This window comes from Edwardsiella tarda ATCC 15947 = NBRC 105688 (assembly GCF_003113495.2).
GTDB lineage: Bacteria > Pseudomonadota > Gammaproteobacteria > Enterobacterales > Enterobacteriaceae > Edwardsiella > Edwardsiella tarda.
The window spans coordinates 1047973-1071242 of record NZ_CP084506.1 but is presented as its reverse complement, the minus strand read 5'-3'; the positions used below and the strand labels follow the sequence as shown (position 1 = coordinate 1071242).

24 protein-coding genes are annotated in these 23270 nt (G+C 60.4%); 5 read left to right on the top strand and 19 right to left on the bottom strand.

The window, feature by feature from the left end; genetic code table 11:
* Window positions 1–272: 272 nt before the first annotated feature.
* From DCL27_RS04985 to DCL27_RS04950, 8 genes are all read right to left on the bottom strand, one after another.
* Window positions 273–938 (bottom strand): DedA family protein, encoded by a 666-nt coding sequence (locus tag DCL27_RS04985; protein WP_005288328.1) that lies wholly within the window; start codon window positions 936–938, stop codon window positions 273–275.
* Between the two features lie 14 nt (window positions 939–952).
* Window positions 953–1780 (bottom strand): tRNA pseudouridine(38-40) synthase TruA, encoded by an 828-nt coding sequence (gene truA, locus DCL27_RS04980; RefSeq protein ID WP_005288332.1) that lies wholly within the window; start codon window positions 1778–1780, stop codon window positions 953–955.
* Complete coding sequence (locus DCL27_RS04975; RefSeq protein WP_005294543.1) at window positions 1780–2790, bottom strand: aspartate-semialdehyde dehydrogenase; 1011 nt, start codon at window positions 2788–2790, stop codon at window positions 1780–1782. Before DCL27_RS04975 ends, truA begins: the two co-directional genes overlap by 1 nt.
* A gap of 114 nt (window positions 2791–2904) precedes the next feature.
* Window positions 2905–4032, bottom strand: a complete 1128-nt coding sequence (gene pdxB, locus DCL27_RS04970) for a 4-phosphoerythronate dehydrogenase PdxB (protein WP_109691553.1) — start codon at window positions 4030–4032, stop codon at window positions 2905–2907.
* Window positions 4033–4170: 138 nt separating this feature from the next.
* On the bottom strand, window positions 4171–4674 hold the full coding sequence (locus DCL27_RS04965) for a protein disulfide oxidoreductase (RefSeq protein WP_035599371.1): 504 nt from the start codon (window positions 4672–4674) through the stop codon (window positions 4171–4173).
* Window positions 4671–5270 carry a DsbA family protein gene (locus DCL27_RS04960; protein ID WP_005288342.1) on the bottom strand — a complete coding sequence of 200 codons (600 nt, stop codon included), beginning with the start codon at window positions 5268–5270 and terminating at the stop codon, window positions 4671–4673. The genes DCL27_RS04965 and DCL27_RS04960 overlap by 4 nt, the downstream gene beginning before the upstream one ends.
* Before the next feature lie 3 nt (window positions 5271–5273).
* Window positions 5274–7283 (bottom strand): protein-disulfide reductase DsbD family protein, encoded by a 2010-nt coding sequence (locus DCL27_RS04955; protein ID WP_035599374.1) that lies wholly within the window; start codon window positions 7281–7283, stop codon window positions 5274–5276.
* Window positions 7284–7334: 51 nt separating this feature from the next.
* Window positions 7335–7703: a hypothetical protein gene (locus DCL27_RS04950; RefSeq protein WP_035599385.1), complete on the bottom strand. Its 369-nt coding sequence runs from the start codon at window positions 7701–7703 to the stop codon at window positions 7335–7337.
* Window positions 7704–7840: 137 nt separating this feature from the next.
* Between DCL27_RS04950 and DCL27_RS04945 the strand changes: the two genes are divergently transcribed.
* The gene (locus DCL27_RS04945; RefSeq protein WP_035599377.1) at window positions 7841–8227 is read left to right on the top strand and encodes a DUF4186 domain-containing protein; all 387 of its coding nucleotides are present in this window, start codon (window positions 7841–7843) and stop codon (window positions 8225–8227) included.
* Between the two features lie 130 nt (window positions 8228–8357).
* Complete coding sequence (asr, locus tag DCL27_RS04940) at window positions 8358–8852, top strand: acid resistance repetitive basic protein Asr (RefSeq protein WP_109728359.1); 495 nt, start codon at window positions 8358–8360, stop codon at window positions 8850–8852.
* A gap of 84 nt (window positions 8853–8936) precedes the next feature.
* Here asr and DCL27_RS04935 read toward each other — a convergent pair whose 3' ends face one another.
* Both DCL27_RS04935 and fabB read right to left on the bottom strand, forming a co-directional pair.
* Window positions 8937–9683 (bottom strand): class I SAM-dependent methyltransferase, encoded by a 747-nt coding sequence (locus tag DCL27_RS04935; RefSeq protein ID WP_005288364.1) that lies wholly within the window; start codon window positions 9681–9683, stop codon window positions 8937–8939.
* Window positions 9684–9982: 299 nt separating this feature from the next.
* Entirely contained in the window at window positions 9983–11194 is a 1212-nt protein-coding gene (gene fabB, locus DCL27_RS04930; protein ID WP_005288367.1) for a beta-ketoacyl-ACP synthase I, read from the bottom strand.
* 171 nt (window positions 11195–11365) lie between these two features.
* On the opposite strand from fabB, the gene mnmC reads away from it, so the two are divergent.
* A complete protein-coding gene (mnmC, locus tag DCL27_RS04925) occupies window positions 11366–13465 on the top strand; it encodes a bifunctional tRNA (5-methylaminomethyl-2-thiouridine)(34)-methyltransferase MnmD/FAD-dependent 5-carboxymethylaminomethyl-2-thiouridine(34) oxidoreductase MnmC (protein ID WP_109691551.1) in 2100 nt (699 codons plus the stop codon).
* Window positions 13466–13539: 74 nt separating this feature from the next.
* Here mnmC and DCL27_RS04920 read toward each other — a convergent pair whose 3' ends face one another.
* The 6 genes from DCL27_RS04920 to prmB form a co-directional block, all read right to left on the bottom strand.
* Window positions 13540–13812 carry a YfcL family protein gene (locus DCL27_RS04920; protein WP_005294498.1) on the bottom strand — a complete coding sequence of 91 codons (273 nt, stop codon included), beginning with the start codon at window positions 13810–13812 and terminating at the stop codon, window positions 13540–13542.
* Window positions 13813–13850: 38 nt separating this feature from the next.
* Window positions 13851–14399: an elongation factor P hydroxylase gene (locus DCL27_RS04915; RefSeq protein ID WP_035600394.1), complete on the bottom strand. Its 549-nt coding sequence runs from the start codon at window positions 14397–14399 to the stop codon at window positions 13851–13853.
* An 87-nt stretch (window positions 14400–14486) separates the two neighbouring features.
* Entirely contained in the window at window positions 14487–15287 is an 801-nt protein-coding gene (locus tag DCL27_RS04910) for a sulfite exporter TauE/SafE family protein (RefSeq protein ID WP_035600396.1), read from the bottom strand.
* Between the two features lie 309 nt (window positions 15288–15596).
* Window positions 15597–16418: a penicillin-insensitive murein endopeptidase gene (gene mepA / locus DCL27_RS04905; RefSeq protein ID WP_005288387.1), complete on the bottom strand. Its 822-nt coding sequence runs from the start codon at window positions 16416–16418 to the stop codon at window positions 15597–15599.
* Between the two features lie 13 nt (window positions 16419–16431).
* Entirely contained in the window at window positions 16432–17517 is a 1086-nt protein-coding gene (gene aroC / locus DCL27_RS04900) for a chorismate synthase (RefSeq protein ID WP_005288389.1), read from the bottom strand.
* A gap of 87 nt (window positions 17518–17604) precedes the next feature.
* Complete coding sequence (gene prmB / locus DCL27_RS04895) at window positions 17605–18537, bottom strand: 50S ribosomal protein L3 N(5)-glutamine methyltransferase (RefSeq protein ID WP_005294493.1); 933 nt, start codon at window positions 18535–18537, stop codon at window positions 17605–17607.
* A gap of 216 nt (window positions 18538–18753) precedes the next feature.
* On the opposite strand from prmB, the gene smrB reads away from it, so the two are divergent.
* Entirely contained in the window at window positions 18754–19299 is a 546-nt protein-coding gene (smrB, locus tag DCL27_RS04890; protein ID WP_005288395.1) for an endonuclease SmrB, read from the top strand.
* A 41-nt stretch (window positions 19300–19340) separates the two neighbouring features.
* On the opposite strand, the gene sixA is transcribed toward smrB, so the two are convergent.
* Window positions 19341–19817, bottom strand: a complete 477-nt coding sequence (gene sixA, locus DCL27_RS04885; RefSeq protein WP_005294491.1) for a phosphohistidine phosphatase SixA — start codon at window positions 19815–19817, stop codon at window positions 19341–19343.
* A 382-nt stretch (window positions 19818–20199) separates the two neighbouring features.
* A complete protein-coding gene (locus DCL27_RS04880) occupies window positions 20200–20496 on the bottom strand; it encodes a YfcZ/YiiS family protein (protein ID WP_005294489.1) in 297 nt (98 codons plus the stop codon).
* Window positions 20497–20895: 399 nt separating this feature from the next.
* On the opposite strand from DCL27_RS04880, the gene fadL reads away from it, so the two are divergent.
* Window positions 20896–22215: a long-chain fatty acid transporter FadL gene (gene fadL, locus DCL27_RS04875; RefSeq protein WP_035600398.1), complete on the top strand. Its 1320-nt coding sequence runs from the start codon at window positions 20896–20898 to the stop codon at window positions 22213–22215.
* Between the two features lie 255 nt (window positions 22216–22470).
* Here fadL and mlaA read toward each other — a convergent pair whose 3' ends face one another.
* Window positions 22471–23238 (bottom strand): phospholipid-binding lipoprotein MlaA, encoded by a 768-nt coding sequence (gene mlaA, locus DCL27_RS04870; protein ID WP_005288417.1) that lies wholly within the window; start codon window positions 23236–23238, stop codon window positions 22471–22473.
* Window positions 23239–23270 lie beyond the last annotated feature (32 nt).

The following is a 23270-nucleotide window of genomic DNA, read 5'->3' as shown; positions in this document are numbered from 1 at the left end:
GATGACCTTTCTGTTTGAACCTGGCGGAATGCCAGTCCTCTGCCCCTGCCGGGGGAACAAAATGCAAAGACCCAGCTAACGCTGAGCCTGGTTTTAGCCCGTGTCTCCTTTAATCGCCGGAGAGTGGCCATTTTTTACCGGCAGGTAACAGACCATAAATGCCGTTCATTAAACCACAACGGTTCGACCGTGTAGATAAAAAACTGGTCGAACCGTGCAGAGTTTACATTTTTTACCCACTCAGCGTGAGCGAGGGGTGGCGATTCTGTGACCTACTTACGCAGCGCTGCGCGCCGCGCCTGACGCTTGTGGCGCCAGATCTCGATCACGCCCGGCAGAATCGAAACCACGATGATCGCCACGATCAGCAGCTTCAAGTTCTCCTGTACCACGGGTACGTTGCCGAACAGATAACCGGCGTAGGTGAAAGAAAGCACCCACAGCAGCGCCCCGATCACGTTATAGGCGGCGAAATGACGATAGGTCATATGCCCCATACCGGCGACGAAGGGCGCAAAAGTGCGCACGATGGGCACAAAACGCGCCAAGATAATCGTTTTTCCGCCGTGACGCTCATAGAACGCATGGGTCTTATCCAGGTAGCTGCGGCGGAAGATGCGCGAGTCGGGATTGCTAAACAAACGCTCACCAAACAGGCGACCGATCGTATAGTTCAGCGCATCGCCGAGGATCGCCGCCGTGACCATCAACGCCACCATCAGATGCACGTTCATATCGTTACTCGGTAACGACGCTAATGCCCCGGCGACGAACAGTAACGAATCTCCCGGGAGGAACGGTGTCACCACCAAACCGGTTTCACAGAACAAGATCAAGAACAGTATGCCGTAGATCCAGACACCATACTGGGCCACCAATTGCGCCAAGTGCACATCAATATGCAGAATAAAATCAACAATCCACTGTAAGTATTCCATCACGGCTCCGGTTATCAATCGGGTAAAAACAGCGGCCCCATCGGCGGCTGTGGTAGGGCAAAGTGCGCCGGGTAATCCACGGCGACTAAATACAGGCCGGCGGCCTTGGCGGTCGCCGCTGCCAGAGTGCGATCTCGGGCGGCCAGCAACTCGGCGATCCAGCCCTCCGGTTGATTACCGCATCCCACCTCCAGCAAGCTGCCGACGATATTACGCACCATGTGATGGACAAAGGCGTTAGCCTTAATATCGACCACCACATATGGCCCATAACGGTTGACCCATAAGTGGGAAACGTTACGCCACGGGGTACGCGACTGGCACTGGGCGGCGCGAAACGAACTAAAGTCGTTCTCTCCCAGCAATGCCTGGCCAGCGCGCGCCATCCGTTCGGCATCCAGCGGATGGTAGAAGTGCGTCACGCCGCTCTGCAACACCGCTGGACGGTAGCGATGATTATAGATGACATAACGGTAACGCCGTGCCGTCGCACTAAAACGCGCGTGAAAATCGGCGCTGACCGCCTTGACCCAGCGCACCGCGATGTCCTTCGGCAGATGGGCATTGACCCCCATGGTCCACGCCCCCTCTTGGCGGCTGGCGTGGGTGGTGAAGTGTACCACCTGCCCGGTGGCGTGTACCCCAGCATCGGTACGCCCGGCACAGAACACCGTCACCGGCTCGCTGGCGACGCGCGACAGCGCCGCCTCCAGACGCGCCTGCACGCTGTCCACTTCCTGCTGACGCTGCCAGCCGGCATAGCGGCTGCCATCGTACTCAATGCCCAGCGCAATGTGATATACCGGACGTTCCTCCTGCCCGGCCAACGATGGCTGCGTCATCAGTACAGGTACTCCTGCATCAGACGCTCGGCGATCTCCAAGGCCATCAGGGCGCCGCCGAAACGAACATTGTCCGCCACCGACCAGAACTGTACCGCCTCCGGCAAGCCATAGTCGTTACGCACGCAGCCGATGCTCAGATGTGGGTTACCCGAGGCATCTCCCACCTGTGTCGGGTAATCGTCCTCTTCGCTCAGGCGGATGTCGCCGGTCTGTGCCAACAACTCGCGCGCCTCCTCGGCGCTGAGCGGACGCAGGGTCTCCAACTGCACGCACTGCGCATGGCCGTAAAAGACCGGAGACTGAATACAGCTCACCGTCAGCGGCAGCCCCGGTTCCTGCAACACCTTGCGTACCTGATCCACCAGGCGGCGCTCTTCACAGACACTGCCCTGCTCATCCGCCAGTAGCGGCAGCAGGTTAAACGCCAATTGCTTCTGGAACAGGCCCGGCTCGAACGGCATACCGTTCAGCAGGCGGGCACTCTGCCCGGCCAGCTCATCCACCGCCGCCTTGCCGTATGCAGAAGCCGAAAGCAGGCAGGTCACGCCAATGCGTGCCAGGCCATTCTCCGCGCTCAGCGGGTGGATCGCCGTCAACAGTTGGCTGGTCAGACTGTCGGCCACCGCCACGATATTGCGGTTACGGTACTCGGCCAGCGCATGCGGGTTCACTCCCGGCACCACCAGCGGCACATCGGCCTCCAGGGCAAAGGCATCGCTGCTATCGATCACCAGACACCCGGCGTTACCCGCCTCCTCGGCATAGCGCAGTGAGGCCTCGCGCCCGGCGACAAAGAACGCCAACTGGGCCTGCGCCCAATCGAAACCGGCGGCATCCTGCACCAGGATCTGGCGACCATCGACGCGAATGCTCTCTCCGGCACTGCGCTCACTGGCCAGCAGATACAGTTCTCCCAACGGGAACTCACGCGCCTGGAGCTGCTCCAGTAACGCTTCCCCAACGGCGCCCGTCGCGCCCAATACGGCAATATTCCAGCCTTCGCTCATTTTCACTCTCCTCGGACGGCTAACGCGAACCACGCCGTCCTCTCCATAACCATCAAAAATCGCCAGTGCGTATCTCGACGCACTGGCGATAAAATGTCACTGTCCGCACGCCGTTCAGGCGACGCGCGCGCTAAATCCCAACGCCGTCAACAGCTCAGCCGTGGCGCTATCGTCGCATATCACCAGGAGCGACGACCACTCCCGCCGCGCCGGATAGTGTTTACGCAGACGATCGAACGCCCCCTCCTGCCCGGCGACGCGGCGCAACGGCGCATCGTCACGGCGCACATCATACACCAGATGCATCAGACGTTTGAGCATCGCCTGATCGAGCGCGCCCTGAATACGCACCTCCGCCACCGGCGGCGGCGGCAACAACTCGGCCAAGGCGACCCGCTCCGGCCGCCCGAGGAAGGCACTAAAGGCCTCGAACACCTGAGTGGTACCACGCGCCTTGCCTTCCAGGCTATAGCCGGCGATATGCGGGGTGGCGATATCGACATGCGCCAATAGCGGCAGCGACAGCATCGGCTCCGGCTCCCACACGTCCAACACCACGCGGAGATCCTGCCCCGCCTGCAAGGCGCACAACAGCGCCGCATTGTCGACGATGGCGCCACGCGCCGCATTGATCAGGATAGGCCCCGGCGGCAACGCCGCAAGGAACGCCTCGTCCACCAGATGCCAGGTACGGTAGGGGCCGGACTTATTCAGCGGAGTATGGAAGGTGATGATGTCCGCCTCGCGTTGCAGATCCGCCAGACTATGGAAGATCTCGTTATCGCCCCGATCGGCACGCGGAGGATCGCACAGCAGGGTCCGGATGCCCAACGCCGCCAAACGGTGTTGCAAGCGGCTGCCCACATTGCCCACCCCAACAATCCCTACCGTCTTATCGCGCAGCGCGAAGCCATCGCGCTCCGCCAACATCATCAAGGCCGAAAAAACATACTCCACCACGGCGATGGCATTGCAGCCGGGGGCGGCGGAGAAGCCGATACCCGCCTGCGCCAACCAGTCGGTGTCCACATGATCGGTACCGGCGGTAGCCGTGCCCACAAAACGCACCGCCTGATCGGCCAACAACGCCTGATTGACCGAGGTCACCGAGCGCACCATCAACGCATCGGCCCCGCGTAACGCATCGGCGGGCAACGGACGGCCCCGCACCGCATGTACCTGGCCGAGGCGGCCAAACAACGCCTCGGCATACGGCATATTCTCATCGACTACAATCTTCATCGTTTCTCCTACCCGCTATGCAGCTTGGATTGAGCTGTGCTAATTCTGCCACTAAATCAACCGCAGGCCTAACCACAGCCGGTCACACATCGTGGGGACAGTGGCCCGACGCCCTGCTCGACGCCGGGCCAACACGGACTAGGCGAACCACTGCGCCCAACGCAGGCGTAACCATAAGCCGGGGTAGCTACTCCAGCCCGTGGTACTGGCGACAACCTGCCCGCGCACCAGGACGATGAAGGTCGGCGTGACGCCGACTCGCCACGCCGCGCTCAAGCGGCTATCGGCATCGTTGATCACCGGGAAGTGCAGCCCGCGGCGCGCCAGATACTGCGTCAGGCGGGCGTCATCGCCCGAACGCAGCGCCAGCGTCACCACGTTCTCGCCATTGCGCGCCAATGCCTCGACCGTCGGGCTGGTCACCCGGCAGATCCCACACCAGCTGGCCCAGACATAGATCAACAGCGGACGCTCGGTGCTGAGCGCCGCCAGCGCTACCGGGCGTCCCGCCAGATCGGTTAACTGTGTGGGTAGCGTCGCCGGCAACTGAGGACGGCGCAGAAAGTCCATCACGCCGACAACCACTGCCAACAGTAGCAACATCACTAACGCCTGCCGCACCCAGCGGCCCCAGCGCCTCATGGCCGCTGCGCCAGCGCAGTCTCGACCGCCTGCGTCAACTGGTCGTAGTCGATCGCCCCGGGGATCAATTGGTTACCGATCACCAACGTCGGCGTCCCCTGCACCCCCAACACCTGTGCCAACAGCAACGAATCGCGCAACTCCTGAATCGTCCCTTGACTATCCGCCTGGAGATCGGCGTTGCCGCTGCGCTGTAACGCCGCCTGTATCGAGCGCGTCGAGTGATAACCGCGTTTGGCCATCAAGGCCCGATGTAACGCCAGAAAACGCTCGGGCTGTTGACGCCACAGGGTCAGCGCAAGCTGAGCCGCCTGGTGGGAGCTCTCGCCCTTGAAGGGCAACAGCTTAAAGGCGACCGCGACCTGCGGATTACGCTCGACGAGCTGCTCCAACAGCGGATCGAGGCGCTTGCAGTAGGGGCAGTTATAGTCGGTAAACACCACCACCGTCAGCGCCGCATCGCTAGCACCCAGGCGCGGCGTAGCCGGGTTATGGAATAGCAGCGTCTCCGCCTCATCCGCCGCCATCGCCCCCGGTGCTGCCAGCGTTAATAGCAACAGCATCATCGTCATCATAGAATGCAATCTGATCTTCATCGCTTACTCCTTGGCTGCCGCCAATTGGGCCAGCAGTTGCTGGCGATCGAGCAGTGAGGGCAACACCACGCCCTGAGGGAGCGTCGGGCCATAAATTTGATTGAAAGGCACCGCCACCGCGCCCCGCTGGCGCAAGAAGGCCTCCAGCGACGGCGAGGGCAGCGTCCAGTCGCCGCGCAGCGCCACCACATCCTCGGCACTCAGCGCCTGCTGCACGTCGTCACGCAGTAACACATTCACCTTGTTAGCCTTGCAGGTCACACACCAGTCGGCGGTCACGTCGATAACCACACGCTTGTGCTGCTGTAACGCCTGTTGCAACGCCTGCTCGCTCAGCGGCCTCCAATCGACGCGGTCGCGTAGCGGTGTCAGCGCCGCGCCCCCATACATCACCCCCGGGACGACGGACAGCAAGGCCGTCACCAACAGCGCCCATCCCACTCCGCGTATGCCGTAACGGCGCCAGCTCGCCGCTAACAGCAACAGCGCCAATACGCCCATCGACATCATGATGATCGGCCAGCCGACATGGGCCGCCAGCAGTGACAGCAACCATAGGCTGGAAGCCAGCAGCATCCCCCCCAGGATCGCCCGCAGATGCAGCATCCAGCGGCCAGGGCGTGGCAGCCAGGTCGCCAGGCGCGGCCAGGCGGCGATGGCCAGCCAGGGCGCGCTCATCCCCACGCCCAGCGCCAAGAACACTAACCACAGTTGCGCCAGCGGAGCCGCCAAGGCGAAGGCCAGGGCCGTCCCCATAAAGGGCGCCGAGCATGGCGTCGCCAGCAGCGTGGCGAACATCCCCTGCCAAAAGTGCCCCTGTGAGGGGCTGGCCAATCGAGTCATCAACCGACTGGACAGCGTCACCGAGAAGAAGCCGAACAGATTGAGGGCAAACCCTAAGGTGATCACGCTCATCAGCGCGATAAACCACGGGCTCTGGAACTGGATCCCCCAGCCGACGGCCTGCTGAGTGAGGCGCAGGATGCTCATCAGGCCAGCCAGTAGGCCGAAGGAGGCGATGATCCCCGCCGCCGAAAGCAGAAACTGGCGACGTAACGACGCGACCGCGCGCGTAGGGGCATGCAGCACACTCCCCAACTTCAGCGCCAAGACCGGCAACACGCAGGGCATCAGATTCAGGATCAGGCCACCGGCCAGCGCCAGGAGCAGCGCACTAAGTAGCGTCGTACTCGATCCGCTTGGCACCGGTGGTGCGACAGGCGTCGCCTCCGGAGTAACTGTGATCTCGCGCGCCACACCGGCGTCGCTGATCACCAGCGCCAACGGCACGCCACGCAGATCCGGTGCGGCCCCTTGCCAGCCGTCGCTGACGGCGACACGAGCATACAGCGTCTCCGCCTGGTGCCACAGCCGTGGGGCAGCGAACTCCGCCCCCTCGGGGCCCGCCAGGAAGATCGCAGGCTGTTGCCAGCCGCCGGGCCGCTCGACGCGTAGCGTCAAGCTTCCGGCGTCATAACCCGCGCTAACCCGCGCCACCATGCCGTGGCTCAGCGGTAAAGCCCCCTCCGCCTGCGCCAGGGTATGGCGGAACGCCGCCGTCGGAGGGGCCGTGAGATCTAAATCGAAGGGGTAATCATGCAGCACGCATACGTTGCTGCACAGCGGCAGAGTCAATACCCCTTGTAAGCGCAGGGCCGAGGTATCAACCTGCAGAGGAAAGCTGACATCCTGGGTATACCCCTGCGCCGTCAGCCCCGCAACCGTAAAGCGCTGCGGCACCGGCCAGCGCCAATTCACCGATGCCGGCGGCGTACGCCACGCGATACTGGGGGCGACGCCTCCCTCACCGGGCGCGCGCCAATAGGTCTTCCACCCTGCAGCCAGCGCCACCTGCACCACCAGATCGACCCGCTGTGTATCCTGTCGGGCGGCGCTGAAGCGTACCCGAGCCTGGCCGCTACTGTCACCCAGTAGCCAGCCGCTATCCGCCGCCCAACCCAGGGGCAGCCAGAGGCACAGGCCGATGGCCAGTACCCGAAAAATCAAAGACATAATTATTCTCCGCCAATAAACGTAAGAGAGGACGCGTACTCACGTCCGACGTTATTCGCGGAAGACACACAACCTAAGATGGAGACGCCGTTGCGCCGGTGAGCAGACCGGTGGCCGATGGCCGATGAGATCGCTAAGACGACGCAATGGGCAGAGAAGCAGGAGCAGGAAGGTCAGCAAAGCGAGCGCCAGATGCTCGACGGCTAGCGGTGGCGCACTCAGCAACATCTTGACCCCCAACGAACAGGCGGCCGGCGCGCTTCCCTCTTCTTGACTGTCCGAGAGAGAGAACGACGAGGCGGCCCAGGGCGGCGACACGCTAAGCTGAGGTACGCCCGCCATACGCTGACTGGTGCAGACCAGCACCACCAGGCAAGCAAGCGCCAACAACACTTTCGCCATCCTTGTCTGTCGCACCATCGCCACCCCCATGATTTACTGAGGTTATCTTACCCGAGCGAGCGTAATTCACAATCCTCTGTCTGAATACGCCTCGGCCAAACGCACAGATTGTCATCCCTGCGTAAAAGGGGCATGGTAATAGCTCCTTATCTGGCATGGAGGTTAGCGTGTTACCCCTCTCCGCCGACGTCTGGCAACGGCTACAACGCTCGAGGTTCCGACGCCGCTTTCGCCTCAGCAACGCCGAGTGGCGCTACCTGGAGCGCCAAGGCATGGCTCAGGTATTGCGCCACGCTCACGACTTTATTGATGCACGCCTCGCTCCGGCTCAACCGCCCAACGATGGCCGCCAAACCCCGATGCGAGGACACCCGGTCTTTATCGCCCAGCATGCCACCGCCACCTGTTGCCGCGGTTGCCTCGCGAAGTGGCACCACATCCCGGCCGATCGCGCGTTAACGGGCGGGGAGAAGCTGTACATCTTAGCCTTGCTGGCATACTGGCTGGCCATTCAGACGCCTCCCGAACCACCAGCACGCTAACTCGAGCGTTTGTACATACGGTTACTTACCGACACCAAACACACACGGACAATCGTAACGCCAATACCTAACATATCCTCAACGGCTCCACTGCGGGGCTAATCAAACAGCGAATATTGAGGATAGCAAAATGAATAAAGTATTAGCTCTGGTTGTTGCTGCTGCGATGGGCCTCTCTTCTGCCGCGTTCGCTGCCGAACAGACTGCCGCCCCGGCCGCCGCCCCGGTCGCACACAGCGCCACCCCAGCCGCTCAGGATGCTGGCGCGGTCAAACATCACAGCAAGAAGCATCATAAGAAGGCGACGACTGAGCAGAAAGCCCAGGCCGCCAAGAAAGTCCATCACAAGAAGGCTGCCGTAGAACAGAAAGCCCAGGCCGCCAAGAAAGTGCACCACAAGAAGGCTGCCGTAGAGCAGAAAGCCCAGGCCGCCAAGAAAGTGCACCACAAGAAGGCTGCCGTAGAGCAGAAAGCCCAGGCCGCCAAGAAAGTGCACCACAAGAAGGCTGCCGTAGAACAGAAAGCCCAGGCCGCCAAGAAAGTGCACCACAAGAAGGCTGCCGTAGCTCAGAAAGCCCAGGCCGCCAAGAAAGTCCATCACAAGAAGGCCGCTGCCAAAGCCTAAACGCGCGCTCAGCATGCCCCCCTCGACACCCGACCATCAGGCTCGGGTGTCTTTTTTTATCTCACCTCGGTCGCACGCCGATCCTCAACGGCGGAGGCGGCAGATAAAGGCCGTCACGTCGAAGTTAACCCGCACATCGCGCTCCCCGCTGGCGGAGAGCAATGCCAACAAGCGTTTGGCATACTCCGGGCCCCCCTGCTCCGCCATATAGCGTGTTACATAACTGGTCGACAGGAAAAACGTCGCCAATTGCGCCACGCTCAAGGTCAAAATATTGGGGAATAGCTGACGCTGACTGTGTTGTAGATTGGGCTGGATCTGCATCAGCTCCAGCGTGTCATCGTAGTCCACTAAACGCCGATCGCGGAACGGCGCCCAACGCGTCGCCAGCTCATACTCCACCACGTCACGCAGCGGCCCGTAGACCAACGGAAACTCATAACGGTAGGCGCAGAAGATCCCTCCCGGCTGCAACAACTGCGCCATCCGCGACAGCATCAATGGCCGATCCATCCAGTAGAAGGCGGTCGCACAGGTCAACAAGTCGACCGGTTGCGGCGGGGTAAAGAGCTCGGCCTTCGCCACATCGAAGGTCAACTGCGGGTAATTCTGCTGTGCCAACGCGACCAGTGCCTCATCGCGATCGCAACCCGCGACCTGGGAAAAATAGGTCTGCAAACGCGCGCTGGAGAAACCACTGCCACAGCCCAGATCTAACGCGCGATCATGGTGGGTACACTGGCGCGCGAGAAACTGATACAGCGCCTCGGGATAACGGATCAACGCCCGGATTTGTTGATAGGCAATAGCGTAATGGTTGAGCTGTCCCATAGTTTTTCCTTTGGGTGATGACGCCGGCGTCATCGCGCCGTGGTTATGAGTGTACCGATCCCGACGCCGGATACCAGGCATAAAAAACGCGGTTTGGCGCACAAAGTGACGTAAACAGCTAAACCGTATTCTCCCCTTGAGATCACTCCCTCACCGTGTGGTTAGCCATAAAAAGAGCGACAACAGCAGAGGCAGAGGCAGAGGCGTTGAAAAGAAAAACCCCCTTGCCGACAACGCGGTCGACAAGGGGGAGATATCATTACGCTACCCGCCATCGCGGGTAGGCTTGGCCGATACGCTTACTTATGCTTACGCATCACCAGCGTGGCGTTGGTGCCGCCGAAGCCGAAGCTGTTGGACATCACCACATCCAGCTCACGCTCGGTCATCTCGGTGACGATGTTCATCCCGGCAGCCTGCTCATCCAGCTCTTCGATGTTGATGCTCGGTGCGATAAAGCCATGCTCCAGCATCAACAGGGTATAGATAGCCTCATGAACCCCCGCCGCACCCAACGCATGGCCCGTCATGGCCTTGGTTGAGGAGATAGCCGGCGTCTGATCGCCGAAGACTTCGCGGATGGCACCCAGCTCTTTCACGTCACCAACCATGGTGGAGGTACCGTGTACGTTCAGGTAGTCAACCGGCTTATCCAGATCCTGCATCGCCATCTGCATGCAGCGTGCCGCACCTTCGCCTGACGGGGCAACCATGTCGTAACCGTCAGAGGTCGCACCGTAGCCGACGATCTCGGCATAGATGTGCGCGCCACGCGCCAATGCATGCTCCAACTCCTCCACGACCACGATGCCGCCGCCACCGGAGATGACGAAACCATCACGCTTGGCGTCGTAGGTACGGGACGCTTTTTCCGGCGCATCGTTGTAATGGGTAGACAACGCCCCCATGGCATCAAACTCACACGCCAGCTCCCAGCACATCTCTTCCCCGCCGCCGGCGAAGACCACGTCCTGTTTACCCAGCTGGATCATCTCTACCGCATTGCCGATACAGTGTGCCGAGGTGGCGCAAGCGGAGCTGATGGAGTAGTTAACACCACGGATCTTAAACGGCGTCGCCAGGCAGGCAGAGACACCCGAAGCCATCGCCTTGGTGACCATGTAAGGGCCAACGCCACGAATACCGCGAGAACGCATGCCATCGGCACCGGCAACCTGGTTACGCGGAGAACCGCCGCCAGAGCCGACGATCAGACCGGTACGGTTATTGGAAACCATCTCGTCCGTCAGGCCAGAATCTTTGATCGCTTCCTGCATCGACAGATAAGCATAGATCGATGCATCGCTCATAAAACGCATCACCTTGCGGTCGATCAGACCAGTGGTGTCCAACTTGATGTTGCCCCACACCTGGCTACGCATACCGGCTTCCTGCAATTCAGGCGCAAAGGTGATCCCCGAACGCCCTTCTTTCAGAGACGCCAGCACCTCCTGTTGGTTGTTACCGATACTGGAAACAATACCCAAGCCAGTAATCACTGCACGTTTCATTCATTACCTCGTGAAAAAATTATGTCATTCGGGATACGAGTCGCACTTTAGCGTACACCTGTACGCCGAGGCAAGTCCGATCAGCGCTGGTAAAACCAGATCGCGTGAAATTTGCTGCCCCGTCCACAGACCGTTAAAATCATGCACTGGCTGATTTCGCGGTAAAAAAATGTGAACCATACATCGATACAGGGTGCATCGCTGAGCTGGAATCAACAGGGTACCCCTGTTTCACAGCAGTTTGACGACGTCTACTTTTCCAATCAGGATGGACTGGCGGAGACGCGCCATGTCTTCTTACAGGGCAATGCGCTACCTCAGCGCTGGCAGGAGCCGGGCCGAGCGAGCTTTACCGTCGCCGAAACCGGATTCGGTACCGGACTCAACTTCCTCACCCTGTGGCAAGCCCACGCGGCCTGCCTACAAGAGGCGCCCGAGCACGCGCCGCGCCGCCTGCACTTCATCAGCTTCGAAAAGTATCCGCTGCAACGCGACGATCTGCGGGCGGCGCACGCCGCCTGGCCGGAGTTAGCCCAATTCAGCGCACAACTGTGCGCTGTATGGCCCGATGCCTTGCCCGGTTGCCACCGCCTACATCCGGCGCCGCACATCACCCTGGATCTGTGGTTCGGCGATATCAACACGCTATTGCCACAGTTACCCGATGGGCTAGATGGCCACATCGATGCCTGGTTTCTCGATGGCTTCGCCCCGGCGAAAAACCCAGATATGTGGACCCAGACGCTGTTCGACACCATGCTGCGGCTGGCGCGTCCCGGCGCCACCTTCGCCACCTTTACCGCCGCCGGTTTCGTGCGGCGCGGTTTGTTACAGGCTGGCTTCGAGGTCAACAAGGTCAAGGGATTCGGGCAGAAACGTGAGTGCCTGGCGGGTCGTCGCCCCCTGGCGCTCCCCGCCGCTCCCGCCCGCGCGCCCTGGTATGCCCGTCCGGCGGCGACACGCCCGGATGAGGTGGCCCTGATCGGCGGCGGGATCGCCTCGGCCCTGTGCGCCTTGGCGCTATTACGCCGTGGTAGCCGCGTCACCCTGTACTGCGCAGATGCCCGCGCTGGCGAAGGGGCTTCCGGTAATCGCCAAGGGGCGCTCTATCCCCTGCTTAACGGACGTGGCGATGCCTTAGAGCGTTTCTATGCCCGCGCCTTTCCCTACGCCCGGCGCTGCTATGATGCGCTGGCCGAGCAGGGCATGACGTTCGCCCATCAATGGTGTGGCGTGAGTCAACTGGGTTACGATGACGCCAGCCGACGCAAGATTACGCAGCTGCTGGCCGCCGGTTGGCCTGCGTGGCTAGTCCAAGGCGGCGATGCCGCCGCCTTGAGTGAGCGCTGTGCCCTGCCGTTACCCCAAGGCGGCGTCAGCTACCCACGCGGCGGCTGGCTGGATCCGGGGCAATTGACCCGCCAGGCGCTGGCATTGGCCGAACAACAGGGCGCCGTCTTGCACTTCAACCAACGCGTGACGCAACTGCAACGCGAGCCACAAGGTTGGCTGCTACAACTGGCCGACGGCGCGCAACGGCGGCATGGCTGCGTAGTACTGGCCGCGGGCGCCGAGATGGATCAATTTAGCCAAAGCCGTGCACTGCCGCTCTATCCGGTGCGTGGCCAGGTCAGTCATATTCCCAGCGCGCCGGCACTGGCGGGGCTACGTCAGGTGTTATGCTACGACGGTTACCTGACGCCCTGTAGCCCGGACTACGGTAGCCATTGTATCGGCGCCAGCTACCGACGAAACTGCCGTGACCTCGCCTATAGCCCACAGGAGCAACAGGAGAATCGCCAACGGCTGATCGACTGCCTGGCGCAGAGTCGCTGGCCCCAACAGGTCGATGTCAGCGCTGGCGAGGCGCGGGTCGGCGTGCGTTGCGCCGTGCGCGACCATCTTCCCTTAGTCGGTGCGTTACCGGATCAGCCTGCGCTGCAAGCCTGTTACGCCCCCGACGCGCGCTACGACGCCACGACGGCGCCATTAGCGCCCACTCATCCGGATCTGTTTATTCTCGCCGCGCTCGGCTCGCGCGGTTTGTGCAGCGCGCCGCTGTGCGCCGAACTGCTGGCCGCCCAGATCCACGATGAGGCGCTGCCGCTGGAGCAGGATCTGCTGGCGGCACTCAGCCCCAACCGTTTCTGGGTACGTAAGTGGTTAAAGGGAAAGGAGCAGCGCGAGTCCCGCGCCGCGTCAGCGTCAGCGTCAGCGTCAGCGTCAGCGTCAGCCAGCGATAGCGATGACGCTACCCGCGTACACCACTGATGTGCGACGGCGTTGACGCGCGCCAACGGCAACGCAGGCGGGGGAGATCATTCACCCCGCCTCAATCTCTGCCGTTATTGCGCGCGCTGGTAGAGGTCTTGCCACAAGTTATATACCAACGCCTGATCGGGTGGAGAGAGTTCACCGGCATGAATGGCGCGGGCCAAACTGGCGCGCACCGCCGCGTCCAGCTGGGCTGGCGTCGCCTGCGGTAAAGGCTCCACCTCCGCCACCGCCAGGGTCAGATGGCCGCGCAGGTAGCCGCCGGCAAACAGGTCATCGTCGCTGGCATGTTCAACCATCTCGTCGATCAGTGCCAGAATACGGCATTCAAACTCTGCAATCATTGCGTTTCCTTGGATTGGGGGATCGATTACGCCCGCCGTCACTGCAACGCTTCCGGGTAAGGGAAGGCGTCCGGACTCAGCGCTGGGGTATTGTAAAACGATTGTAACGCCTGGACAAAGCGCGCCGCACGCGGCGGGATCCCCTGCGCCAGGTAGACCAAGACTTGCTCACGAACCCGACGCTGAAAGGCGATCCTATCGGGATCAAAATTCCCCTCCAGATTATCGCAACTCACGTTGAAAGGGTAACCGGCCGCAACGCAGAACAGCCAGTCCAACGCCTGCGGTTTCACCTCGACCACTTCGAACTGCGCCTGCGTCGCAGCATCGCGTCCGTCGGGGCAGTACCAGTAGCCGTAGTCCTCCAGACGACGTCGTGCCTCACCGGCGATACACCAGTGGGAGATCTCATGCAGGGCGCTGGCATAATAGCCATGGGCGAAGATGATTCGGTGCTGCGCATCCGTCTCATCGGCGGGCAGGTAGATGGGTTCCTCCTCGCCGGCCACCAGGCGAGTCTGATACTCCTGACCGAAGGTCTGCGCGAACAGATCGATTAACTGCTGATAATGATGGGTTACAGACATGGATATCTACGACTCTCATAAAGAAGTAAGGGACGGCGCCGTGCCGTGCGCGGCGATTGTCGCACAGGCGGCAGCGGCTTGCACCCGTTACCCCCATTGCCGCAGCCAGGTCAGGATTTCATCGCCATGATTGTCAAACAGCAACTTCGCGCTCATGATCAGCGACATCGTCACGATCATCGGTCGGATCAGCTTCTGCCCCTTGGTGAGCACCATCCGTGCGCCGAAGCGCGCGCCGATCACCTGCCCCACCAGCATCAATAATCCGACAACCCAGACGACATTCCCGCCGAGGATAAAGAACAGGAGCGAGGCCGCATTGGAGGTGAAATTAAGGACCTTGGCGTGCGCCGTCGCCTTGGGGAGGGTCAAACCAAGCAGCATCACATAGGCCAGGGCGTAGAATGACCCCGCCCCGGGGCCGAAGAAGCCATCATAAAAGCCGACGCAAGCCCCCCCGACGACAGCGAATAGCGCTATCCCGATACGCGGTATCCCCTCGCTTGCACCCAACGACGGGGTCAACAGGAAGTAAATACCGACGCAGATAACTAAGTAGGGTAACAACTGGCGCAGAATATCGGCCTGGAGGCATTGCACCAGCACGGTACCGATGGCGGAGGCCAGAAAGGTCAGTAAGATGACCCACTTCTGCTGGGCCAGATTCACCACCCGACGGCGCACAAAATAGAGACTGGCGGAAAAGGATCCTCCCACCGACTGCAACTTATTGGTGGCCAGCGCCTGTGCCGGCGGCAGGCCGGCGGCCAATAATGCCGGCACCGTCAGCAGGCCACCGCCGCCGGCGATGGCATCGATAAAACCGGCGAATAACGCCACGCAAAACAGAATCCCGATCAACTCGGGGGAAAGCAACAATGTTTCCATAATCCTTGCCTAAACCGTCACATCGTGTTGTGTCTGTCCTGTATCACACCGGCATTATCAGGCATAAAAATCATATGCAGCGTTATGTGATTTAGACCGCTAATTAGCGCGTTATCATGACAAACTATTTATACGACGTAACTGACTTTTATCATGTCGCCGTGTCCGCCGCTGGCTAGCGGCGCTATGCGGCTGTCGCCGAGGAGGATCTGAGGCGGAAACAGGCTGGCATCACGTCGCGCCGCGGCTTAGCGCGCGCAGTAACCTGCGCACGCCGGCTCATCAGGCCGACGTGGCGATGCCGTATGCTTAGTCGTGCAATTGTGCCAGTAACGCCTGACACGCCGGCGGCAACGGCGGTGGGGTGCGCGGTTTAGCCGGTGCGCTGGGCGCCGACGGCGGCAAGAACCAGCTAGCTAGCTCTGCGCCGCAGCCATCACCCGGCGGGGGTGGCACCTGCGCCTCACAGGTCGTACTGCCCGGTGGACAATTCAACCGCACATGCATATGCGCCCGATGGGCGAACCAGGGACGCACCTTATGCAGCCACTGGCGATCGTCGCCCGCCGTGTCGCAAAGTTGGCGCTTGATCGCCGGATTGACGAAGATGCGTGACACCTGCGCATCCTCGGCGGCCAGCTTAATCAGCTCACCAATCTTGGGCGACCAGCGCGAGGGGATCACCCGCTCCCCGCCGACCGCCACCAGATCCTGCGGCACCGGCTGGCGTAACTGTTGTTGACTCCAGCGCTGCTGAGGCAGTTGCAGCCAAATATCCACATCTAGCCCCGACTGATGGCTGGCATGACCGCCGTTGAAGCGCCCACCTGCCGGCATCGCCATGTCGCCGATCAGCACGGTACCCAGATGTTGCACCTTGGCCTGCTCGCTCAAGCGCTCGATAAACGCCAGCAACGTCGGATGGCCGAAGTAACGCCGCTGTTGGCTACGCATCACCTGGTAATCCGGCGAGGCCAACGGCAACGCCTGGGCGCCGATGATACAGCCGTTAGCATAACTGCCGATGGCCTGAGCGGGCCCCGCCACCGGTTGAGTGATGCGCTGCCAAGGCGTCTGGGCGCATACCGGCCAGACGCAGAGCGCCAGTAATAATCCCCAGCCACATCTCATCGTCCGCACTCCTTTACCAACGCGGTACCGTGCAGACCACATCCGCACACTGCGCCCGCTGGCGCAACAGGTGATCCATCAGCACCAGGGCCATCATCGCCTCGGCGATCGGCACCGCACGGATCCCGACACAGGGATCGTGGCGACCACGCGTCACCATGGTCGTCGCCTCCCCTTCACGCGTGATGGTTTGCCCCGGCACCATAATGCTTGAGGTTGGCTTCAGCGCCAGACGAGCCAACAGCGGCTGACCGCTACTGATCCCACCCAAGATGCCACCGGCATGGTTGCTCAAGAAACCCGCCGGCGTGATCTCGTCGCGATGCTCGCTGCCGCGTTGCGCCACCACCGCGAAACCGTCACCGATCTCCACCCCTTTCACCGCGTTAATGCTCATCAACGCATGAGCCAGATCGGCATCCAGGCGATCGAACACCGGCTCGCCCAATCCAGGCGGCACGCCCGTCGCCATCACCATCACTTCGGCGCCGATCGAATCGCCGCTTTTCTTCAGATCACGCATCAACGCATCCAGCGCCGCCAGTTGTTGCACATCGGGACAGAAGAAGGGATTGTGCTCAACCTGCTCCCAGTCATACTGCTGGCAGGCGATCGCCCCCATGCGCGATAGGCAGGCGCGGATGGTAATGCCATGCTGCTGGCTGAGGTATTTTTTGGCGATGGCGCCGGCGGCCACACGCATCGCCGTCTCGCGCGCCGAGGAGCGGCCACCGCCCCGGTAGTCGCGCAGGCCATATTTCTGCTCATAGCTGTAGTCGGCATGCCCCGGGCGAAACAGATCCTTGATGGCGCCGTAATCCTGCGAGCGCTGATCGGTATTCTCGATCAACAGGCCGATGCTGGTACCGGTCGTGACCCCGTCGAAGACACCGGAGAGGATGCGTACACGATCCGCCTCCCGTCGCGCAGTGGTGTAGCGCGAGCTGCCGGGACGACGACGATCGAGATCGTGTTGCAGATCCGCTTCGCTCAACGCCATGCCCGGCGGCACACCGTCCACGATGCACCCCAGCGCCGCACCATGCGACTCGCCGAAGGTGGTGACCCTAAATACCTGCCCAATGCTGTTTCCCGCCATGTCACTCTCCTGGTTACCCTGACACCATCAGGGGACTGCCTCTCTTTGCACTCGGTTTAGGGGCAGGCATAGCGCCTGCGCGACGGATCAGCTGCGATAAAGCGCGAAGTGATCGGCACACGCCAGCAACTGCTGACGGGTCAACATAAATACCCCGTCGCCGCCGTTATCGAACTCCAACCAGACGAACGGGATGTCCGGATACTGCGCCATCAGATGTACCATGCTGTTACCGACCTCGCAGATCAGCACCCCATCGTCGCTCAGATAGTCCGGCGCGCAAGCCAGGATACGGCGGACCAGCTTCAGGCCATCGCTGCCAGCGGCCAGGCCCAGTTCCGGTTCATGACGAAACTCATCCGGCAGATCGGACATGTCTTCTTCGTCGACGTAGGGGGGGTTGGTGACGATCAGGTCATAACGCAACGCCGGCAGCTCACGGAACAGATCGGAGCGGATCGGCGTAACCTGTTGCTCCAGGCCATGCTGCTGGATGTTGTGCTCGGTCACCTCCAACACCTCACCGGAGATATCCACCGCGTCCACCTCGGCCTCGGGGAAGGCATAGGCACAGGCGATGGCGATGCAGCCGCTACCGGTACACATGTCTAAAATATGTTGCGGCGAGCCGCTGATCAGGCCGGCGAAGCGGTTGTCGATCAGCTCACCGATCGGCGAGCGCGGTACCAAGACCCGCTCATCGACATAGAATTCATGCCCGCAGAACCACGCCTTATTCGTCAGGTAGGCAACCGGGATACGCTCATTGATTCGGCGGATCACCCGCTCGACGATGCGATGGCGCTCACTCAGGGTCAGGCGCGCATTGCGCATCTCTTCGGGGATATCCATCGGTAGGTAGAGGGTCGGTAGCACCAGTTGCACCGCCTCATCCCAGGGGTTATCCGTGCCGTGGCCGTAGTAAACCTCCGCGGCGTTAAAGCGGCTGACGCTCCAGCGCAGCATATCCTGAATGGTGTGCAGTTCGTTTACCGCTTCGTCGACGAAAATTTTGTCCAAAGTAGCCTCCAGCAGCGCTCGGAAAGTCATGCCTCACGGCATGGATTACAGATAGAATTGACTCGTGCCCAGGCGGGCACCGTAACGGCGTAGTGTGCCATGAAGCCACGGACAAATCAGCAAGGAATCCATTAAGACCGCGGTTTTACTTAGCGTCGCGCCCATCTGCGGTTACACTATTCGCTCTAGGTCAGCCATCAGCGAATACTCACAGCAATGAGCAAGAAACATTCCATCAGCAGCGATGACGCGGCGCTGTTCCGTACCTCTATCGCCGGAACGCGCCGATTCCGTCAAGATACCGTCACGCACCGCCCTGCACGTATTACGCGTCAGGCCGCACCGCAGAAGGTATTACAGGAGCAGATCGATGCCAGCTTCTATTTTTCCGATGAGTTTCAGCCCAATCTGAGTAGCGAGGGACCGACCCGCTACGTGCGGCCAGACATCAGCCATTTTGAGCTCAAGCAATTGCGACGGGGGGACTATTCTCCAGAGATGTTCCTGGATCTGCACGGTTTGACCCAACAGCAGGCCAAACAGGAGCTAGGGGCCTTGATCGCCGCCTGTCGGCGGGAGCATCTGTGCTGTGCCTGCGTCATGCACGGTCACGGCAAGCACGTGCTCAAACAACAAACCCCACTCTGGTTAGCCCAGCACCCCGATGTGCGCGCCTTTTATCAGGCGCCGCGCGAATGGGGCGGCGATGCCGCACTGCTGGTATTGATCGACGTTGACGAGCGGGAGACGCCGCGCCGCTAGAGGGAATGGCGGCGTCGTCATCGGGCCAAGCACACAGACGATTAGGCGATATCCGCGATCTGCGCCGGGCTGACCTGCCATTCGAAGACCCCGCCATCTTCCGCCAGGGTAACGGCTGCGATCGCCGAGGTAGAGAACATCGGTGGTGCTTCCTGTGGGCACAGGGATGAGACCAGGTAACCGACCAGCGGAAGGTGAGAGATGATCAGGACGTGCTGCGATTCTTGCGCCGCCAATGCCTCGAGGTAACTGGCGGTCACATCGGCATCACCGCCGGGCACCAGCTCGTTCAATACCTCGACCTCTTGCGGCAGCGCCAAGACTTCCCGCAATGCGGCCAGCGTCTGTTGCGCGCGGAGGTAGGGACTGACTAATACGCGATCGATTCGCGCCACTCTGTGCGCCAGCCACGCCGCCATACGTACCGACTCATCATGACCCGCCAGCGTCAACGGACGTTGCGCATCGCTTGCCGCTTCAAGCGCCGCCTCGCCATGACGCATAATAAAAACTTGCATATTGCACCGCTACTATGGGTAAACACCGACGCTACCGTGCGTGGCCCTTACACCCTGATGGAAAGAAAATATCGTTGCTCAATGCATCCTTTACCGGCATTCACCGGAAGAGCAAAGGATAACTATCGGGTCGTCGCCTGGTTATTGTGGTTGCGCGGCGCGACCGCTTGATACTGCCGGCAACGTTCTAACTCCGTGCCGTAGGAAGGGAAACTACCCCGTTCACCCACAGCTGTACAGCATTGCCGGGGAAAAGAGTTGCAGCCAGTGATCCGCCTCTCATCCACGCGTCATAACGTGCGACTGTACTGACGAGGCGAGATTCATGCGACGATAAAAAACGCACGGTTTCCCGTGCGTCCGTGATTCTGCTGAGGCTAACTTAGCGCAGACCCAGTTGGAAAATCAGTGTCTCGGCTTGGCAGCAAAATACAAAGTCGATGTTCAGCTCGTAGCCCTGCTCACTCTCGATGATGCTGCTAGTGATCTGGCATGGCTCAGACTCCACGGCTCGCGCCTTCTCCGTCAGCGTCGCCAGCATGGCCTCGGCCTCTCCCTGACTGGCGAACAGATGACGATAAGATGCGGTGCAGTCGGTGTTATCCATCACGGTACCTACGTCTACGCAACAACATGCCGCCGTTTCAGTCGCGCTGCATTTATTGATGGCATCGGTCATTTCACTTATCTCCTCATGGGGGCAGAGGCCCCGATAGTCGTGCCAATGATGATCTGGCTCAAAAAATAAGATATTTACGCTTATTTTACCTCGACTACCTAGCCCGCACTAGCACCAGAGACGAGGAATTGTATGTCGTCGCGTAACGCCGATCCTCAGCGATAAATCGGCCTTTTTTTACCCACTCTCGTCATAAAACACAACAAAAACAAAGAAAAACCAACAATTAATATACAATAAGCGCATGAATCACTAGCACATTTTCATAACATTCAACCTGAAATTCGCCGAATCCTACGACTGGTCTGATTTGTTAGACCGCCGTACACCCCTACAATCCGCCGCTCCTTGTTACGATGTGTAACATTGCTTAAAAAAAGTTCTGCGAGGCTTCGGATTATGCGCCCACAAAAACTGTTTACTCGATCGGCGTTAGCCGCAGCAGTAGCTCTATTCTCTTCCGCCAACGCGTATGCCGCGGGTTTTCAGCTCAATGAGTTCTCGGCCGCGGGGCTGGGACGCGCCTTCTCTGGTGAGGGGGCGATGATCGATACACCGGCCTCCGCTAGTCGTAACCCGGCCGTACTGAGTACCTTCGACCGTCCGGCCCTTTCCGTCGGCGGCATCTATATCGATCCCGGCGTCGATATCACCGGTACCTCGCCAACGGGACAGAGCCTGAATGCGCACAACATCGCGCCAAGCGCCCTGATCCCTAACCTGCACTATGTGCAGCCGCTGAATGACCATTGGTCCATCGGTGCCTCCGCCACCAGTAACTACGGTCTGGCTACCGAGTTCAGCGATAACTACACCGCCGGTGCCTTTGGCGGCACCACCGATCTGATGACGGCTAACTTCAACCTGAGCACCGCCTACCGCCTCAATCAGCAGTGGAGCTTCGGTCTGGGCGTCAACGCGGTCTACGCTAAAGCGAAGATCGAGCGTTATGCCGGCGATCTGCCGCTGATCATCGGCAGCAAACTGCCGCCAAAGTACCAAAATATCGCCATGGGTATCCAACCGAATACCCAGATCGCCGACCTGAAAGGTCACACCTGGGGCTATGGCTGGAACGCCGGGATCCTGTATCAGATCGACGAGCGTAACCGCTACGCCCTAACCTACCGCTCCGAAGTGAAACTTGACTTCAAAGGCGACTACAGCAGCGCGCTGCCTTCCAAGGCGAACCCAATCCTCGGCCTGATCGGTCTGCCGATGGGTAGCGATGGCCAGGTCATTCCGGGCAAGCTGAGCATGACGCTGCCGGCAATGCTGGAGGTCTCCGGCTATAACCGCGTAGCACCGCAGTGGGCCATCCACTATAGCCTCGCCTATACCACCTGGAGTCAGTTCAAAGAACTGAAGGCGACCGATAACGACAACGATACCCTGTTCCAAAAAGACGAGCAGTTCCACGATGCCTATCGTATGGCGCTGGGTGCCACCTATTACTACGACGATAACTGGACCTTCCGTGGCGGCGTCGCCTTCGATGCCACGCCGGTACCGGCTGAGCACCGTTCTATCTCCATCCCGGATCAGAACCGTGCCTGGCTGAGCGGCGGCTTTAGCTACGCCTTCAATCGAGATCTCTCCGTGGACGTCGGCGCCTCCTATATGCACGGCTCCCACGTTAACTTCAAAGAAGGCCCCTATCAGTTCCGCTCTGTCGGCAAAGCCTGGCTGTACGGTGCCAACGTCAACTACGCCTTCTAAGGCTAGCTAGCGCGTTTAATCGTTCAGTAGCGCCCTTCGGGGCGCTTTTTTATGCCGCGATGTCATCTCCCCCTGCCCCGCCTTACCCGCACCGTTCATTACCCCGCCCCGCCTCAATACCCGATGTCCCCTCACACCCTAGATAACGGGAATGCACTTCCCGGACGCGGGTAAGAGCAACGCATCCCCGCCCTAACAGGGGACGCGAGAAACAAAAAAGGCGCCCATTGGGCGCCGATCCTCAGCAACACGACCTCAGTTTGCCGAGTCGATATCCTTCAGATCATCCTGAATCGCCTGCGCATTCGGATTCACCTCGGGTTTAACCTGACCGCCATTCGCCAGGAAGTCGTTGTACTGGAAGTAAGCCTCACGCACCGTGATATAAGGATCGGGCGAGCTACGCAACAGCCCATCGGAATCCAACAACTGCGCACGCGTCTCAATGCCCTCCAAGGCCCACTTACCGGCCGACATCCAGAAGGTCAACCAGCTCAACGGGGGATACAGATGGTCCACGGCATCGCCGCCATCCTCACGCAAGGTAAAGCTACCGTAGACAGGCAGCACCAGGTAGGGACCATAAGGCACATGATAATAGCCCAACGTACTACCGAAACCCTGCGGATCCTGTTTGCCCAGCTTCGTCGGATTCGCCATCGCGGCGACATCGATCAACCCGCCCAGGCCGAGAGTGGAGTTCAGGAAGAAACGGTTAAAATGACGGAAACCATCATAGATACGTCCTTCGGCAAAGCTATTCACCATGCTGGCCGGTTCGGACAGGTTAACAAAGAAGTTCATCAGTCCGTTACGCGCCGGACGGGGAACATAGTCGCGCCATACCACCGCCATCGGTCGTACCACATAAGGGTCGAGATAGTCGTAGTTGACACTGAACATGGCCCGGTTAAACCCTTCCAGCGGATCGGTTCGCCCTTGGGAATCCGGTTGGGAAGTGCTCGTCGCACAGCCAGCCAATACCACGCTTGCCAGAGCCACTCCCGCCAGACGATATTTCATAATTCACTCCATAAACAAGAACGCCCCTGTAC

What these genes read in the sequence shown, in the direction of transcription:
- fabB (WP_005288367.1), bottom strand. Translation starts at nt 11,194, where the DNA reads ATGAAACGTGCAGTGATTACTGGCTTGGGTATTGTTTCCAGTATCGGT.
- truA (WP_005288332.1), bottom strand. Translation starts at nt 1,780, where the DNA reads ATGACGCAGCCATCGTTGGCCGGGCAGGAGGAACGTCCGGTATATCAC.
- aroC (WP_005288389.1), bottom strand. Translation starts at nt 17,517, where the DNA reads ATGGCGGGAAACAGCATTGGGCAGGTATTTAGGGTCACCACCTTCGGC.
- sixA (WP_005294491.1), bottom strand. Translation starts at nt 19,817, where the DNA reads ATGCAAGTTTTTATTATGCGTCATGGCGAGGCGGCGCTTGAAGCGGCA.
- pdxB (WP_109691553.1), bottom strand. Translation starts at nt 4,032, where the DNA reads ATGAAGATTGTAGTCGATGAGAATATGCCGTATGCCGAGGCGTTGTTT.
- DCL27_RS04920 (WP_005294498.1), bottom strand. Translation starts at nt 13,812, where the DNA reads ATGATTGCAGAGTTTGAATGCCGTATTCTGGCACTGATCGACGAGATG.
- smrB (WP_005288395.1), top strand. Translation starts at nt 18,754, where the DNA reads ATGAGCAAGAAACATTCCATCAGCAGCGATGACGCGGCGCTGTTCCGT.
- mepA (WP_005288387.1), bottom strand. Translation starts at nt 16,418, where the DNA reads ATGAGATGTGGCTGGGGATTATTACTGGCGCTCTGCGTCTGGCCGGTA.
- mlaA (WP_005288417.1), bottom strand. Translation starts at nt 23,238, where the DNA reads ATGAAATATCGTCTGGCGGGAGTGGCTCTGGCAAGCGTGGTATTGGCT.
- DCL27_RS04955 (WP_035599374.1), bottom strand. Translation starts at nt 7,283, where the DNA reads ATGTCTTTGATTTTTCGGGTACTGGCCATCGGCCTGTGCCTCTGGCTG.
- DCL27_RS04975 (WP_005294543.1), bottom strand. Translation starts at nt 2,790, where the DNA reads ATGAGCGAAGGCTGGAATATTGCCGTATTGGGCGCGACGGGCGCCGTT.
- fadL (WP_035600398.1), top strand. Translation starts at nt 20,896, where the DNA reads ATGCGCCCACAAAAACTGTTTACTCGATCGGCGTTAGCCGCAGCAGTA.
- DCL27_RS04965 (WP_035599371.1), bottom strand. Translation starts at nt 4,674, where the DNA reads ATGAGGCGCTGGGGCCGCTGGGTGCGGCAGGCGTTAGTGATGTTGCTA.
- DCL27_RS04915 (WP_035600394.1), bottom strand. Translation starts at nt 14,399, where the DNA reads ATGTCTGTAACCCATCATTATCAGCAGTTAATCGATCTGTTCGCGCAG.
- DCL27_RS04880 (WP_005294489.1), bottom strand. Translation starts at nt 20,496, where the DNA reads ATGACCGATGCCATCAATAAATGCAGCGCGACTGAAACGGCGGCATGT.
- DCL27_RS04910 (WP_035600396.1), bottom strand. Translation starts at nt 15,287, where the DNA reads ATGGAAACATTGTTGCTTTCCCCCGAGTTGATCGGGATTCTGTTTTGC.
- DCL27_RS04945 (WP_035599377.1), top strand. Translation starts at nt 7,841, where the DNA reads ATGGAGGTTAGCGTGTTACCCCTCTCCGCCGACGTCTGGCAACGGCTA.
- asr (WP_109728359.1), top strand. Translation starts at nt 8,358, where the DNA reads ATGAATAAAGTATTAGCTCTGGTTGTTGCTGCTGCGATGGGCCTCTCT.
- DCL27_RS04935 (WP_005288364.1), bottom strand. Translation starts at nt 9,683, where the DNA reads ATGGGACAGCTCAACCATTACGCTATTGCCTATCAACAAATCCGGGCG.
- DCL27_RS04960 (WP_005288342.1), bottom strand. Translation starts at nt 5,270, where the DNA reads ATGAAGATCAGATTGCATTCTATGATGACGATGATGCTGTTGCTATTA.
- DCL27_RS04985 (WP_005288328.1), bottom strand. Translation starts at nt 938, where the DNA reads ATGGAATACTTACAGTGGATTGTTGATTTTATTCTGCATATTGATGTG.
- DCL27_RS04950 (WP_035599385.1), bottom strand. Translation starts at nt 7,703, where the DNA reads ATGGTGCGACAGACAAGGATGGCGAAAGTGTTGTTGGCGCTTGCTTGC.